This window comes from Acinetobacter sp. RF14B, assembly GCF_006864105.1.
In the GTDB taxonomy this organism is placed as follows: Bacteria; Pseudomonadota; Gammaproteobacteria; order Pseudomonadales; family Moraxellaceae; genus Acinetobacter; species Acinetobacter lwoffii_C.
Window position 1 is genome coordinate 1 of the sequence record NZ_SMTB01000004.1, and the last position, 13,811, is coordinate 13,811.

A 13,811-nucleotide genomic window follows, 5' to 3' on the forward strand; every position below is an offset into this window, starting at 1 on the left:
AGTAGAGTACGTAGTGTTTGTGGATTTCTAGGAGGGATTTATGCTTCATTGTGCGCATATCAATTGAGCCACAGAAATAAGCCAACCATTCGAGTAATCGAATAGTTGGCTTAAACAGGATTCAGGTAAAGATAATAAAAAGTTGATCATGGCTGCCAGTATGTAAATAGCACCGTTCTGAATCTGCAGGCAAAGAATGGCAACTTTCTTACTTTTTTCCATTTGTATTGATCATTCGATTAATGCTCAGATTTGAATGCTTTAACCATCTTCCCCTTCTAAAAGTTACAGCCGATCAGACACTATGTAAGCTTCTTGTTCTAAAATAAATGCCTAGCCGAATAAAAACCGTTATTAAAGACAGTTTCTCAATGATCAACGATGTATCTTTCAATGAAATTCTATAGTTCAAACTAATGTATCTCATAACCAGGTTTTTTTGTTTCTTTTGTGGACTTTTAATAAAAAACCCCTGTCTCATCCAAAAAACCTGCTTATAAACAATTCATTTTTAATAGATTAAAATAAACAAAGAGATTATTTTTCCAAGATATGTCAATAAAAATAAGTGGCTGATTGGCTTTCATATTTCTGCAATATTTCCTTAATCATACTGACTTATTTGTAATGAATACTTAGCACCAATACAGGACGGTAGCAAAAATTAACAAAGCTACTACAACCACCTTGTTAAGACACCAAAAAGTCTTATTGGAGCTATATATGAAAAAAACACTTTGCGCATTAGCAATTGGGGCAACTATTTTTACTCCTATCATGGCAGCCGCTGCTGATGTTAAGGTGTATGGCCGTGCACATGTTTCTTTAGACTACCTAGATGACGGCAAAGATTATAATGAAGTGGGGCTCTCTTCTAACTCTTCTCGCTTAGGCTTTAAAGCTGAACAAAAATTAGAAAATGGCATGACTGTTTTCGGTCAAATTGAACAGGAAATCAACTTCGCCAGCGGTGCAGCTAACGACGATGTTGAGTTTGCTACACGTGATACTTTTGTCGGTTTAAAAGGTGATTTTGGTCAGGTACGTGCAGGTCGTTTTGACAGTCCATTTAAAGTCGCTCGTGGTCCAGTTAACTTCTTTGGTGACATGGTTGGTGACATCCGTAACTTAACACGCGCTGGTGAACTTCGTTTCGATGAGCGTAATGCCAATACCATTGAATATAAATCCCCAAAACTTGGTGGTGGTTTCAATGTACTGGGCGCACTTTCCCTGCATGAAGCGAACAGCCCAGATACCGAAAAAGATGGCAAGAATAAAGACAAAGCTTATGATCTGGCTTTGACTTATAAAGAAGGTCCGGTAGATTTCGCTGCTGCTTATGAGCATTATGAAGAAGATGCTAGCAAAGGCGAACGTGATGGCTTCCGTGTAGCTGCTGCTTATAAAATTACACCTGAATTTAACTTGGGCGCACTTTATCAATACCTCACCCATGATCTAGAAGGTACCGCGGATAAATATGCAGATGCACAAGTACTGGGTGTAGCAGCAGACTATAAAATTGCGCCAAAAACTTCTGTACGCGGTCAAGTGTTCCACCGTGATGTAGATGCTGATGATGCAAATGCCACTTTATTAGCCTTGGGTGTTGAACACCGCCTGGACAAAACGGTACGTATTTACGCTAACCTGGCAACAGTACTAAATGATGATAACTCAAGTCTGACGCCTTGGTCTCAAGCTCGCACCAATAACATTGGCGGTGTAAAAGGTAAAGATGCAACTGGCTTATCTTTGGGCTTCCGTTACGACTTCTAAGCCCTTCTATAAAGTTATTCGAAAAACACGCTTAGGCGTGTTTTTTTTATTTGTGAACATGCGCTTTAAAGCTCTTTTCGCTCAAGACTGCACCCGACTGATGCCAATAGCGCAATAAAAGGTTTTTTATCAGCTAAACCAATGAATATACTGAAAATTCATAAAATTCTGGCAAAATTTCATATTATTTTATAAATACAAAACCAAGCATTTTAATCTGCTTTAACTCATTATTTAAGAAACTCTAAACCAAGTAAAATAATATACTTTAAAAAAATAAATATAAGCATTTTAGTCGGGTTTAAAAAATAGCTTAAATTACACAAAATAATCAAAAAAATTTAGAATACCGTGCAATCCACTGTTTTTATATTACATTAAAAAACAATAACTTGTAAAACATATATTTATTAAAACTGTTTGGACTATTTATTTTTCACTTACAATGTATTAATAATATACCTTAAGTTTTATAACGGGCTTGTGCGCATGAGCTTAGTTCCTAAAAATCTCAACCAGAAAACAGTAAGAGAGCTTTCTTTTATTTTAATTATCAAAATTATTTTATTAATGATAATTAAAAATATCTGGTTTGATGCACCTACTATTCCCAAAGATTTTGACAATCAAGTCGCCGAGCGTATTGCCGGCAATCCTTCCCAAATCAAGGAGACACGTTGATGATATCTGAAAGCGTGGTCGATCTTTCGCGGTTCCAGTTCGCTATGACCGCGATGTATCACTTTATTTTTGTTCCACTTACCTTAGGCTTGGCTTTTCTTCTTGCCATCATGGAAACCACATATGTGATTTCTGGCAAAGAAATCTATAAGGACATGACTAAATTTTGGGGAAAACTGTTTGGTATTAACTTTGCCCTAGGGGTAACCACCGGTCTGACAATGGAGTTCCAGTTCGGGACCAACTGGGCTTACTATTCGCACTATGTAGGTGATATTTTTGGTGCTCCACTGGCCATTGAAGGACTAATGGCATTCTTCCTCGAATCAACCTTTATCGGTTTATTCTTCTTTGGCTGGGATCGACTTTCCAAAATCCAGCACTTATGCGTCACCTGGCTGGTTGCCTTAGGCTCGAATATGTCAGCCTTGTGGATTCTGGTGGCCAATGGATGGATGCAAAACCCGGTCGGTTCTACATTCAATTACGAAACCATGCGTATGGAGCTGATTGATTTTAGCGCACTGATTTTTAACCCGGTCGCTCAGGTTAAATTTGTCCATACTGTTTCCGCAGGTTATGTAACCGGGGCAATCTTTGTCCTCGCGATTTCAAGTTATTACATGCTGAAAAAACGCGACCTGCCATTTGCACGCCGTTCTTTTGCCATTGCAGCTATTTTCGGCCTGGCCTCTACGCTTTCAGTAATCTTACTGGGGGATGAATCGGGTTATGAACTGGGTGATGTGCAAAAAACCAAACTTGCAGCGATTGAAGCAGAATGGGATACCCACCCTGCGCCTGCCGCATTTACCCTGTTTGGTATTCCAAACAAAGAAACCATGACTACCGATTATGCGGTAAAAATCCCGTATGTCATGGGCCTGATTGCAACACGCTCAACCACTGAACAGGTGACCGGTATTAAAGACCTGCTGGTACAGCATGAAGAGCGTATCCGTAATGGTATGGTAGCTTATTCACAGCTTGAAAAATTACGTGCGGGTGACCAGTCTCCAGAATTAAAAGCTGCATTTGCCGAGTCTAAAAAAGACTTGGGCTATGGTCTGCTTCTGAAGAAATACACCCCGAATGTCGTAGATGCTTCTGATGAGCAAATCAAGGCTGCTGCCAAAGATACGATTCCACATGTACCAAGCCTGTTCTGGGCATTCCGTGCCATGGTCGGTTCTGGCTTCCTCATGCTGATTCTGTTTGCACTGGCCACTTTTGCTGTAGCAAAACGTAATGCTGAAAATAAACCTTGGTTATTGAAGTTCGCTTTATTTGCACTACCACTCCCATGGATTGCCGCCCAAACTGGCTGGTACGTGGCAGAAGTTGGTCGTCAGCCTTGGACGATTGGTGAAGTTCTCCCTACCCACCTGTCAACCTCCAGCTTAAGTACAGGCGATGTATGGGGTTCTATCCTAGCTCTGGCTGCGTTCTACACTGTACTGCTGATTATTGAAATGTACCTGATGATCAAATTCTCCCGTCTTGGTCCAAGTTCTTTGCATACAGGTAAATATCATTTCGAGAAACTTGAAGCAGCAAAAAAGTCAAATGAGGAGACTCAAGCATGATCGAATATGAATTACTGAAAATTATCTGGTGGGTTCTAGTCGGTGTGTTATTGATCGGCTTCGCCCTGACGGATGGTTTCGATATGGGTTCGATGGCGATCATGCCATTCGTGGGTAAAAACGATGATGAACGCCGTGCGGCCATTAATACGATTGCTCCGCACTGGGACGGTAACCAGGTCTGGTTCATCACCGCAGGTGGTGCACTATTTGCAGCTTGGCCAATGGTCTATGCTACTGCCTTCTCAGGCATGTACTGGGCGCTCCTTCTGGTGCTGTTTGCCCTGTTCCTGCGTCCTGTCGGTTTTGACTATCGCTCCAAACTAGAGAATACCAAATGGCGTACTTCTTGGGACTGGGGTCTGGCCATCGGCGGCGCAGTACCAGCATTGGTATTTGGTGTGGCTTTCGGCAACATGTTCCTAGGTGTACCATTCACCTTGGATGAAACTGTACGTTCAACCTACACTGGCAGTTTCTTTGCCCTGTTGAACCCATTTGCGTTGGTGTGTGGTCTGGTCAGCTTATCCATGCTATGTGCCCATGGGGGTGCCTGGTTAATGCTACGTACCGATGGCGATTTGCGTACTCGCTCTGCCAAAGCCACTCAAATTATGGGGGTCGTATTCTTAATATGCTTCCTGGGTGCAGGTGCGTGGTTATACTTCGGCGACATTCAGGGCTATACACTGGTTGAACCATTTGATACTAACGGTGTTGCCAACCCCCTTGCCAAAGAAGTTCTTACCAATGCCAACCCTGGCTGGATGAACAACTACTCAACCTATCCAATCACCATGGCTGCTCCAATTGCCGGCATTCTGGGTGGTCTGATCATCGTGCTTGCAGCAGGTAAAAATAAAGCAGGTTTAAGCTTTCTGGGCTCAAGTCTAGCCGTAATAGGTGCAATCTTGACTGCCGGTTTTGCCTTATTCCCATTCCTGATGCCTTCGAGCATTAATCCGATGGTCAGCCTGACCATGTGGGATGCTGTTTCCAGTCAAAATACCTTAACTGTCATGACTGTGGCAGCATGTATCTTCGTTCCATTGATCCTGCTTTACACCACCTGGTGTTATTACAAGATGTGGGGCGTGGTAACCAGCAAACATATTCAAGAGAATTCACACAGCCTGTACTAAGGCTGTGTCTTAAGGAGACGAAATTATGTGGTACTTTGCATGGATTCTCGGTATTTTGATGGCATGTTTCGCTGGTGTACTCAGTGCACTTTATATCGAACATCATCAAGATCTGGATGAGGAATAAAACATGACTCAAACTGCGATAGAAAATCAGGTAGACAAGAAACCGAACAAGTTTGCGATGATGATTTCCTGCCTATTGGCCTTTCCTCTCGCAGCGGTCCTACTGGTGCATCCTGCAGCAATGCTGGATGCCAATGGTGAATATAGCCACAGTGCCATGATGTACATCATGATTGGCATTTCAGGCGGCTTTGTTCATGGTGTGGGTTTTATGCCCCGCCACTGGTTCTGGAAATGGCTATTTAGCCCGTTTCTGGCCTGGCCTTTAATGATCTGGGGTTATTACACCTGGTTCCTGAGTTAAATGTTTAACTGCAAATACAAAGCCCTCAATTGAGGGCTTTTCTCTTTTTAGAGTTCTACACGCGCTTAAAGCTGCTTGCTGTCTAATTTTAACAGTTAACGATGGGTATGAATCGACATGACAATACCCATCCCGGCCAGCAAAGAAATTACAGCGGTTCCGCCATAACTCATGAGCGGTAGAGGGTCACCCGTTACAGGTAAGATTCCGCTGACCATGCCCGAGTTTAAAAATACAAAAAAGAAAAAAGTCAGCCCTGTTGCACCCGCATAAAGCCGGCCAAAATTATGAAAACTTTGCAGACCGATCATCAAACAGCGAATAATAATAGCGCTAAAGAGACTAAATAATAAAAATACCCCAATAAAACCAAATTCCTCGGCATAAGTCGACATGATGAAATCGGTGTGATGTTCCGGCAGATAACCCAAGTGTGACTGTGTGCCTTCAGAATAACCCTTGCCGGTCATCCCTCCAGACCCGATGGCAATTTTGGACTGGATAATATTCCAGCCCGCGCCCAGTGCATCAGATTCTGGATCAAATAAAGTCAGCACACGTTTCTTTTGATATTCCTGTAAAAAGAACATCCACAGTAATGGCGCTACGACCGCCAATGCAGCGAATGCCGCAAAAATCAAGCGCCAGGATATCCCACTTAAAAACAGCACAAAAATGCCCGGAATAATCAGCCCGATGTTTAAATCCGGCTGCAATGCCACCAGCACAAACGGAATCATCAGCAAAATCAAGGCACCGATGATATGTACCAGTTTCGGTGGGAACGGCCGCAAAGAGAAGTACCAGGCCATCATCAAAGGCATGGCAAATTTCATCAGCTCACTGGGCTGCATACTGCCAACACCAGGTAAGCTAATCCAACGTGTTGCCCCTAAACGTTTTTCACCAATCACCAAAACCAGCAATAGCATAAAAATCCCAAAGACATAAAAATAGGGACTGGCCGCCTGATAGACTTTTGGAGGAATCTGCGCACAAATAAAGAGCAGCACAAAACCAATCCCGAAACTGATCGCCTGACGTACCACCATTCCTGAATCTTGGGCGGTCGCGCTATACACCACCATCAAACCCAAAATGGCATTTAAGACCAGGAAGCTCAGCAACCAGGGATCAAGATGCAGTTTTGCCCATCGAGAGGAATTGTGCTTATTTATGCTGCGTCCATCGCGTAAAGCATGACGCAAAAACCGATACTGCTGGGAAGGTATCATTGGCCTAAAAACAGAAAATAAAGGATGGCAAAATTATAAGTTAAAGCAGCCCAGAATAAAGCCTCATAACCGGAATTATTCAGCTTTTCTGAGAATATATTTTAATGACAGAGTATTTTAGCTTTGTGCCGCCAAAATCAGTTTAGCCAGCTCCAGATCATCTGGATAGGTAATTTTGAGATTATCTGAGCGCCCTTGCACCACACATACTGGCTCACCTACATGCTCCAGCGCACTGGCTTCATCTGTAATAGCAGCACCATCTTTCAAAGTCTGCTGAATGGCTCGCTTTAAGCTGCCCAGTCTGGCCATTTGCGGGGTCTGTGCCTGCCACAGCATAAAACGGTCAACGGTATGTTCAATCGCCTGATCTTTGGCCACACGTTTTAGAGTATCCCTTACTGGAATGGCCAGAATGGCCGCCTGATCTTTTTCTATAGCGGTATGAACCAGCGTTTCCAGAGACCCCAGGCTGACACATGGGCGTGCTGCATCATGCACCAAGACCCAATCATGCTCAGAGGCAATAGCAGATAAATAATCCAGTGCATTAAGCACCGAATGCACCCGCTCGGCACCCCCCAGACAAAAGTGGGCTCTGTCCCGATGGGCCAGTGGCAACGTTTTGGCCACATCATCATTGGTGCCAATCGCCAGTACATAGCCAGCCAATGGTAAATGGTTCAGACGCGCGACCGTATGCTCAAGCACCGTCTGCCCGTGAATCATTTGATATTGTTTCAGTTCTGTTTTGGAAAAACGGCTACCTGAACCTGCAGCTGGAAGAATAACCCACAATTTATGGTGTGACTGTATCAGCTGACTCATTGGTTTTCAGGTCTACCTTAGTATTTGGATGTAAATAAATCGGTTGATATTGAGTACTGATCGTACTCATTTGTATAAATGTTTCATGCGGCTTGATCAAGCCCAAATCTAGTCGTGCATGTTCCTCGATGGCTTCAATACCATTCTTCAAATCATACACTTCTGCTGCAAGAACACGATTACGTTCTTTCAGGTCTTCATTCAATTCCATTTGTTGCTGGATTTTTTGAGTAAGCTGCTGGTGATCTTTATAACCACCCTCACCAAACCAGTATAAATACTGAAACCCTGCGATCAAAATGATCGCAAGGCCCAATAATATTTTACTCATCGTAGAGTCGAATACATTTAACATAAATAGCATTCAATCGCTTAGTTCAAACCTTTGAACTCAGCTTTACCGCGGTACGCAGCATTTGTCAATTCTTCAATACGAAGCAATTGGTTATACTTCGCTACACGGTCAGAGCGGCAAAGTGAACCGGTCTTGATTTGACCTGCTGCTGTACCCACCGCTAGATCCGCAATGGTTGAGTCTTCAGTTTCACCCGAACGGTGTGAAATTACCGTTGTGTAACCATTTTCTTTTGCAAGATAGATCGCATCTAAAGTTTCAGTCAAGGTACCAATCTGGTTATATTTAATCAGAATTGAGTTACCCACTTTTTCATTGATACCACGTTGCAAGATTTTAGGGTTGGTCACAAACAAGTCATCACCGACCAATTGAATTTTGTCACCCAGAATAGAAGTCAGGTAAGACCAGCCTTCCCAGTCCGATTCATCCAGACCATCTTCAATTGAGATGATTGGGTATTGGTTGACAAGACCTGCTAAATAGTCAGAGAATTGATTGCTGGTAAATGCTTTATTGCCTTCACCTGCAAGAATGTACTGACCATTTTTGTAGAATTCTGAAGATGCACAGTCTAGCGCAAGCATAATGTCAGAACCTGCTTTATAGCCAGTTTGACCAATTGCTTCAAGAATCACAGTGATTGCTTCTTCGTTAGAACGTAAGTTCGGCGCAAAACCACCCTCATCACCTACAGCAGTGTTTAAACCTTTTTTGTTTAATACTGATTTGAGGGAATGGAAGATTTCAGCACCTGCACGTAATGCTTCAGAGAATGAAGTGAAGCCTACAGGCTCAATCATAAACTCTTGAATATCAACGTTATTATCCGCATGAGAACCACCATTGATGATGTTCATCATTGGTACAGGCATGGTTAAAGTGGTTTGACCACGTAAATCCGCGATATATTGGAAAAGAGGAATTTTCTTTTCATCGGCAGCAGCACGCGCAGCAGCAAGAGAAACGGCAAGTGTCGCGTTAGCACCTAATTTTTCTTTGTTTTCAGTACCATCAAGCGCAATCATCGTGTTATCGATATCTTTTTGCTCGAATACTGATTTACCAACCAAAGCATCACGGATTACGGTGTTGACATTATTAACCGCAGTTTTAACACCTTTGCCCAAATAACGTGCTTTGTCGCCATCACGAAGTTCTAAAGCTTCACGAGAACCAGTTGAAGCACCAGAAGGTGCACATGCACGGCCAACTACGCCAGATGCTAAGATTACGTCTGCTTCGATGGTTGGATTACCACGAGAGTCCAAAATTTCACGTGCACGGATGTCAACGATTTGACTCATGAACAATTCCTCAGTTGATTAATAACGAGATGCTTTAGATGGCATCAATAAGTCTATAATTTAATGTGTATCTAGTTTTTGGAAGCCTTTGACCAAGGTATCCAGTTCTTTCAGCTGCGCTAGGAACGGCTCAAGTTGAGACATACGCAATGCGCACGGACCATCACACTTGGCTTTTTCCGGATCTGGATGTGCTTCCAGAAATAAGCCCGCCAAGCCAGTGGCCATACCCGCACGCGCCAAGGTACTAATTTGAGCACGACGGCCACCAGCAGAGTCTGCACGACCACCCGGAGTTTGCAACGCATGAGTGACATCGAAGAATACCGGAACATTCATTTCCTTCATGATGTCAAAGCCCAGCATATCTACAACCAGGTTGTTATAGCCAAATGCTGAACCACGCTCACACAGAATCAGCTTGTCATTCCCGGCCTCCAGACACTTATGCAGAATATGACGCATTTCATGAGGTGCCAGGAATTGTGCTTTTTTGATATTAATAATGGCATCTGTTTTTGCCATCGCTTCAACCAGATCGGTCTGACGACTTAAGAATGCAGGCAACTGGATAATGTCAGCAACTTCCGCCACTGGCTCAGCCTGATACGGCTCATGTACGTCGGTAATAATGGGCACATTGAAATGTTTTTTAATGTCCGCTAACCACTCGATACCTTTTTCCAGACCTGGACCACGAAACGAGTTCAGGCTAGAACGGTTGGCTTTGTCAAAGCTGGCTTTAAATACGTAAGGAATATCCAGACGTTTACAGATATCGACATAAGTCTCTGCAATTTCAAAAGCCAAATCTTTTGACTCAAGTACGTTCATTCCGCCGAATAGTACAAATGGCAAATGGTTTGCCATTTGTATATCGCCTAAACGTACAATTTCTTGTGGTTTTAATGATGACATTTAAACTTCCTAGTGCCCTGTCCTGCAATTATTATTGGCTTTTTTGGTGCTGTTTTTTCGCAGCATCAATAAAGCTAGCAAATAATGGGTGACCATCACGTGGTGAACTTGTAAATTCCGGGTGGAATTGTACTGCAATAAACCAAGGATGTGCAGGAATTTCAACAGTTTCCACCAAGCGCTGTATCGGAGAATAACCTGAAACCTTCAGGCCTTTTTCTTCAAGCACCGGGATATAACGGTTATTCATTTCATAACGGTGACGATGACGTTCGATAATTTCTTCCGAACCATACACTTCACATGTCTTTGTGCCTGCAACCAGTTCAGACTTTTGAGCACCAAGTCGCATCGTACCACCCAGATCAGAATCGGCATTACGCTGCTGAACTTCACCGCGCTCATCCAACCATTCAGTGATCAAGCCAATCAATGGAGATTTAGTCGAGCGGTTAAATTCCGTAGACGTGGCATCTTTAATACCCGCAACATTCCGCGCGTATTCAATCACAGCCAGTTGCATACCCAAACAAATACCCAAGAATGGAATGCCATTTTCACGTGCGAACTGAATCGCTTGCATTTTCCCTTCTGTACCGCGCTCACCAAAACCACCTGGAACCAGAACTGCATCTGTATCTTTCAATACGACATTGACGTCCTGACTTTCCAGTTCTTCAGCATTGACATAGTCAATCTGGACTTTTACGCGATTTTGAATGCCAGCATGTAACAGTGCTTCGTTCACAGACTTATAAGCATCTGGAAGTTCAACATATTTACCAACCATCGCAACACGGACAACGTATTCAGGATTCAGTAAAGTTTCTACCACATTGTCCCAGTCAGTGAGATCTGCCTCTGGAAGATCGGTGTAGCCAAAACGTTCACAGATCAAATCATCAACGTCTTGTTCATAAAAAGTACGCGGAATTTCATAAATCGTACGGGCGTCTTTACACACCACAACTGCACGTGCTTCCACATTGGTGAACAAGGCGATTTTGCGTTTGGTATCTGCATCGACATCATGTTCTGTACGGCAAATCAGGATATCCGGCTGAATACCGATGGACAGAAGTTCTTTAACTGAGTGCTGGGTTGGTTTAGTTTTTAGTTCAGCTGCAGACTTAATGTATGGGAGTAACGTTAAGTGCATCAGCATCGTACGCTTGTGACCAAGTTCAACCATTAACTGACGTACGGATTCCATGAATGGGAGAGATTCAATGTCACCGACTGTACCGCCGATCTCTACGATCGCAACATCATAACCCTCGCCTGCGCGAAGGACACGTTCTTTAATATTGTCAGTAATGTGTGGAATAACTTGTACTGTACCGCCCAAGTAATCACCACGGCGTTCTTTATTCAGAACATCCTGGTAAACACGGCCTGAGGTGAAGTTATTCAGTTTGGTCATTTTCGCACGACGCAAGAAACGTTCGTAGTAACCCAAGTCTAAATCTGTTTCAGCACCATCTTCTGTAACAAAAACCTCACCATGCTGGAATGGGCTCATTGTCCCTGGATCGACATTAATGTATGGATCCATTTTTACCATGGTCACTTTTAAACCACGAGCTTCTAAAAGTGCAGCAACAGAAGCAGCTGAAATACCTTTACCTAGTGATGATACAACACCACCAGTCACGAAAATAAAATGGGTCATTGGGTTTCTCGTACAATCGAGCCTAAATCGGCCTGCAATGTTGCGCAATTTTACTTTACTCTGTACCAATAAAGCAAAGTCAATCCGCATCAATTCATAGAACAATAAACAATTGATTATTTTAACAGCAATTCAAATAAAAAATTACCGTAAGTTCATATGATTTTTATCTGGTATTTTGCTGCTATAATAGTGCAATTCTCTCCACCCTTTTCTGTTTGATGTAATGATGATGAAGAAACTTTTAATCTGTACCGCAATCCTGACAGGTCTTACATTGACCGCCTGTGTAAAAAAAGAAGCTCCGAAAGAAGAAGAACAAGTTGAAGTTACTCCAGCATCAGAAGTTACAACCTCTGAGCCGGCTCAGTTTGAACCACTTGAGCCTGTGGTAGAAGAACCCGCAGTTGAAGAAATTCCACCAGCTGTTGAAGTTCACCGTGAGGAAACTGAAAATACAACCACCGAAATCCGTCGTGAGATCAAACAGCCTGCGCCTGTTGAACCTGCTCCCGCTGCACCTGCAGAGAAACAAGCAGAACCGGCTCCAGCTCCAGAGCGCGCTCCTGTGGCAACACCAAAGTCTGGCTCAGAGACCAGCAAGTCTGAAGATGATGCGGTAGCAGATGCGATTGCTGCGGCAATGCCAGCACTTGAAAATTAATCGGGATTGACCGATTTTAAAAAAACCCAGTGAAAACTGGGTTTTTTTATGGTTTAAGCATCAGGCGGGTGCTTTAGATAATTGCAGCAGATAATCCGCCATTAAACGGGTTGCCCAAGAGTCGGTCTGCATTAAGCCTTGATAAAACCCGCAATGACTGCCTTTACGTGTGGTGACCACCACAATATTTGGCATTGCCTGAATGACTTCTTTATAAGGTTCCAGATTCTGGATATGACAGACCGGATCATCTTCAGCATTCAAAATCATTAAGGGAATTTTAATATTTTCAAAAACATAAATTGGATTTGTGGCTTTGCTATAACTTTCATAATCCTCAAATCCAGCCAGACGATAATACATTTTTTCAAATTCAGACAGGTCTTTTACCTCAAGCAGTTGCTTCCAGGTCGGATATACCTGCCAGATTTCCTGATAAGGTTGAATAAAGCGCTTAATCAGTTTTTTCGCCATCACTTTACTATAAAACGGATGTACATACGCAAATCCGGTTTCAGTGTTATAGCCCGGGCACAGAGCAAACGCAGCTTTGAGTGGCGTTTGCTCTCCTTCTTCTCCCAGATAACGCACCAATAAGCCGGTACCTGCCGAAGAGCCAACACCATACAGCTCAGATTTCGGAAATTTATCCTGAATATAAAGCAACTGTTCACGTAAATCCTGAGTAGAACCAAACAGGTTCATTTTAGGCACTGGCATCGGCAAGTCCGCATGCCCGCGACGTAAACACAGCGCCACGCGCCAGCCGGTATATTGATGCAGGTCACGTACCAGCTCCCGCATGGACTCAGGAGAGCCTGTAATGGTGTGGAGCAGAACAATAGTGGGCGTTGTTGGCGGCAATTTGAGTCCATACCAGGCAATGCCCGTAATGCCACCATCTGACATGGTCAACTGCTCAAGCACATCATATTGCAGCTTGATAGTTCGTTTTTTAATCAGGTCTAAATATAAAATATGCGCATGTGCATTGGATAACCAGGGTGTCGGACGGTATTTTTGTTTCAATAAGGGTAAGCGTTCAACAACACCCGAGAACACCCCATTGGGGTTATAATACAAGGTAGGAAGATCTGCGCCGCTAAAACGATCCAAATATTCACTTGAAAGCTGGCCCAGTTTTTTAAGCAACATTTTCATCTGTCTTCCCCTTCTAGTTTTACTATCAGTTGCTACAAACTTTATGTCGA

The 13,811-nt window shown here is 43.2% G+C and carries 14 protein-coding genes and 1 pseudogene; 8 read left to right on the forward strand and 7 right to left on the reverse strand.

The window, feature by feature from the left end:
• The 7 genes and pseudogenes from E2K52_RS01355 to E2K52_RS01385 all read left to right on the forward strand — a co-directional run.
• Positions 1-105: pseudogene (locus E2K52_RS01355) on the forward strand (IS982 family transposase); the annotation flags it as partial.
• A 618-nt stretch (positions 106-723) separates the two neighbouring features.
• On the forward strand, positions 724-1,782 hold the full coding sequence (locus E2K52_RS01360; protein ID WP_151203212.1) for a porin: 1,059 nt from the start codon (positions 724-726) through the stop codon (positions 1,780-1,782).
• A gap of 489 nt (positions 1,783-2,271) precedes the next feature.
• Positions 2,272-2,463, forward strand: a complete 192-nt coding sequence (gene cydP / locus E2K52_RS01365; protein ID WP_151203213.1) for a cytochrome oxidase putative small subunit CydP — start codon at positions 2,272-2,274, stop codon at positions 2,461-2,463.
• The gene (locus E2K52_RS01370) at positions 2,463-4,049 is read left to right on the forward strand and encodes a cytochrome ubiquinol oxidase subunit I (RefSeq protein ID WP_151203214.1); all 1,587 of its coding nucleotides are present in this window, start codon (positions 2,463-2,465) and stop codon (positions 4,047-4,049) included. Before cydP ends, E2K52_RS01370 begins: the two co-directional genes overlap by 1 nt.
• The gene (gene cydB / locus E2K52_RS01375) at positions 4,046-5,191 is read left to right on the forward strand and encodes a cytochrome d ubiquinol oxidase subunit II (protein WP_151203215.1); all 1,146 of its coding nucleotides are present in this window, start codon (positions 4,046-4,048) and stop codon (positions 5,189-5,191) included. Before E2K52_RS01370 ends, cydB begins: the two co-directional genes overlap by 4 nt.
• Before the next feature lie 25 nt (positions 5,192-5,216).
• Positions 5,217-5,318 carry a cytochrome bd-I oxidase subunit CydX gene (cydX, locus tag E2K52_RS01380; protein WP_002120988.1) on the forward strand — a complete coding sequence of 34 codons (102 nt, stop codon included), beginning with the start codon at positions 5,217-5,219 and terminating at the stop codon, positions 5,316-5,318.
• Positions 5,319-5,321: 3 nt separating this feature from the next.
• The gene (locus E2K52_RS01385; RefSeq protein WP_151203216.1) at positions 5,322-5,621 is read left to right on the forward strand and encodes a cyd operon YbgE family protein; all 300 of its coding nucleotides are present in this window, start codon (positions 5,322-5,324) and stop codon (positions 5,619-5,621) included.
• Positions 5,622-5,716: 95 nt separating this feature from the next.
• Here E2K52_RS01385 and rodA read toward each other — a convergent pair whose 3' ends face one another.
• The 6 genes from rodA to E2K52_RS01415 form a co-directional block, all read right to left on the reverse strand.
• Entirely contained in the window at positions 5,717-6,856 is a 1,140-nt protein-coding gene (rodA, locus tag E2K52_RS01390) for a rod shape-determining protein RodA (RefSeq protein ID WP_151203217.1), read from the reverse strand.
• 117 nt (positions 6,857-6,973) lie between these two features.
• The gene (gene ispD, locus E2K52_RS01395) at positions 6,974-7,684 is read right to left on the reverse strand and encodes a 2-C-methyl-D-erythritol 4-phosphate cytidylyltransferase (protein WP_151203218.1); all 711 of its coding nucleotides are present in this window, start codon (positions 7,682-7,684) and stop codon (positions 6,974-6,976) included.
• Positions 7,656-8,039: a septum formation initiator family protein gene (locus E2K52_RS01400; RefSeq protein WP_151203219.1), complete on the reverse strand. Its 384-nt coding sequence runs from the start codon at positions 8,037-8,039 to the stop codon at positions 7,656-7,658. The genes ispD and E2K52_RS01400 overlap by 29 nt, the downstream gene beginning before the upstream one ends.
• Positions 8,040-8,056: 17 nt before the next feature.
• Positions 8,057-9,346 (reverse strand): phosphopyruvate hydratase, encoded by a 1,290-nt coding sequence (eno, locus tag E2K52_RS01405; RefSeq protein ID WP_151203220.1) that lies wholly within the window; start codon positions 9,344-9,346, stop codon positions 8,057-8,059.
• Between the two features lie 60 nt (positions 9,347-9,406).
• Positions 9,407-10,264 carry a 3-deoxy-8-phosphooctulonate synthase gene (gene kdsA / locus E2K52_RS01410; protein ID WP_151203221.1) on the reverse strand — a complete coding sequence of 286 codons (858 nt, stop codon included), beginning with the start codon at positions 10,262-10,264 and terminating at the stop codon, positions 9,407-9,409.
• A 31-nt stretch (positions 10,265-10,295) separates the two neighbouring features.
• Entirely contained in the window at positions 10,296-11,936 is a 1,641-nt protein-coding gene (locus E2K52_RS01415) for a CTP synthase (RefSeq protein WP_151203222.1), read from the reverse strand.
• Positions 11,937-12,162: 226 nt separating this feature from the next.
• Between E2K52_RS01415 and E2K52_RS01420 the strand changes: the two genes are divergently transcribed.
• Positions 12,163-12,600 carry a hypothetical protein gene (locus E2K52_RS01420; RefSeq protein WP_201798507.1) on the forward strand — a complete coding sequence of 146 codons (438 nt, stop codon included), beginning with the start codon at positions 12,163-12,165 and terminating at the stop codon, positions 12,598-12,600.
• A gap of 60 nt (positions 12,601-12,660) precedes the next feature.
• Here E2K52_RS01420 and E2K52_RS01425 read toward each other — a convergent pair whose 3' ends face one another.
• Entirely contained in the window at positions 12,661-13,761 is a 1,101-nt protein-coding gene (locus E2K52_RS01425) for a YheT family hydrolase (protein ID WP_151203224.1), read from the reverse strand.
• Positions 13,762-13,811: the final 50 nt, after the last annotated feature.

Excerpts from the sequence above, each read along its gene's own strand:
- cydX (WP_002120988.1), top strand. The coding sequence starts at position 5,217 with ATGTGGTACTTTGCATGGATTCTCGGTATTTTGATGGCATGTTTCGCT.
- eno (WP_151203220.1), bottom strand. The coding sequence starts at position 9,346 with ATGAGTCAAATCGTTGACATCCGTGCACGTGAAATTTTGGACTCTCGT.
- E2K52_RS01370 (WP_151203214.1), top strand. The coding sequence starts at position 2,463 with ATGATATCTGAAAGCGTGGTCGATCTTTCGCGGTTCCAGTTCGCTATG.
- kdsA (WP_151203221.1), bottom strand. The coding sequence starts at position 10,264 with ATGTCATCATTAAAACCACAAGAAATTGTACGTTTAGGCGATATACAA.
- rodA (WP_151203217.1), bottom strand. The coding sequence starts at position 6,856 with ATGATACCTTCCCAGCAGTATCGGTTTTTGCGTCATGCTTTACGCGAT.
- E2K52_RS01385 (WP_151203216.1), top strand. The coding sequence starts at position 5,322 with ATGACTCAAACTGCGATAGAAAATCAGGTAGACAAGAAACCGAACAAG.
- E2K52_RS01400 (WP_151203219.1), bottom strand. The coding sequence starts at position 8,039 with ATGTTAAATGTATTCGACTCTACGATGAGTAAAATATTATTGGGCCTT.
- E2K52_RS01425 (WP_151203224.1), bottom strand. The coding sequence starts at position 13,761 with ATGAAAATGTTGCTTAAAAAACTGGGCCAGCTTTCAAGTGAATATTTG.
- ispD (WP_151203218.1), bottom strand. The coding sequence starts at position 7,684 with ATGAGTCAGCTGATACAGTCACACCATAAATTGTGGGTTATTCTTCCA.
- cydB (WP_151203215.1), top strand. The coding sequence starts at position 4,046 with ATGATCGAATATGAATTACTGAAAATTATCTGGTGGGTTCTAGTCGGT.
- E2K52_RS01415 (WP_151203222.1), bottom strand. The coding sequence starts at position 11,936 with ATGACCCATTTTATTTTCGTGACTGGTGGTGTTGTATCATCACTAGGT.
- E2K52_RS01420 (WP_201798507.1), top strand. The coding sequence starts at position 12,163 with ATGATGATGAAGAAACTTTTAATCTGTACCGCAATCCTGACAGGTCTT.
- cydP (WP_151203213.1), top strand. The coding sequence starts at position 2,272 with ATGAGCTTAGTTCCTAAAAATCTCAACCAGAAAACAGTAAGAGAGCTT.
- E2K52_RS01360 (WP_151203212.1), top strand. The coding sequence starts at position 724 with ATGAAAAAAACACTTTGCGCATTAGCAATTGGGGCAACTATTTTTACT.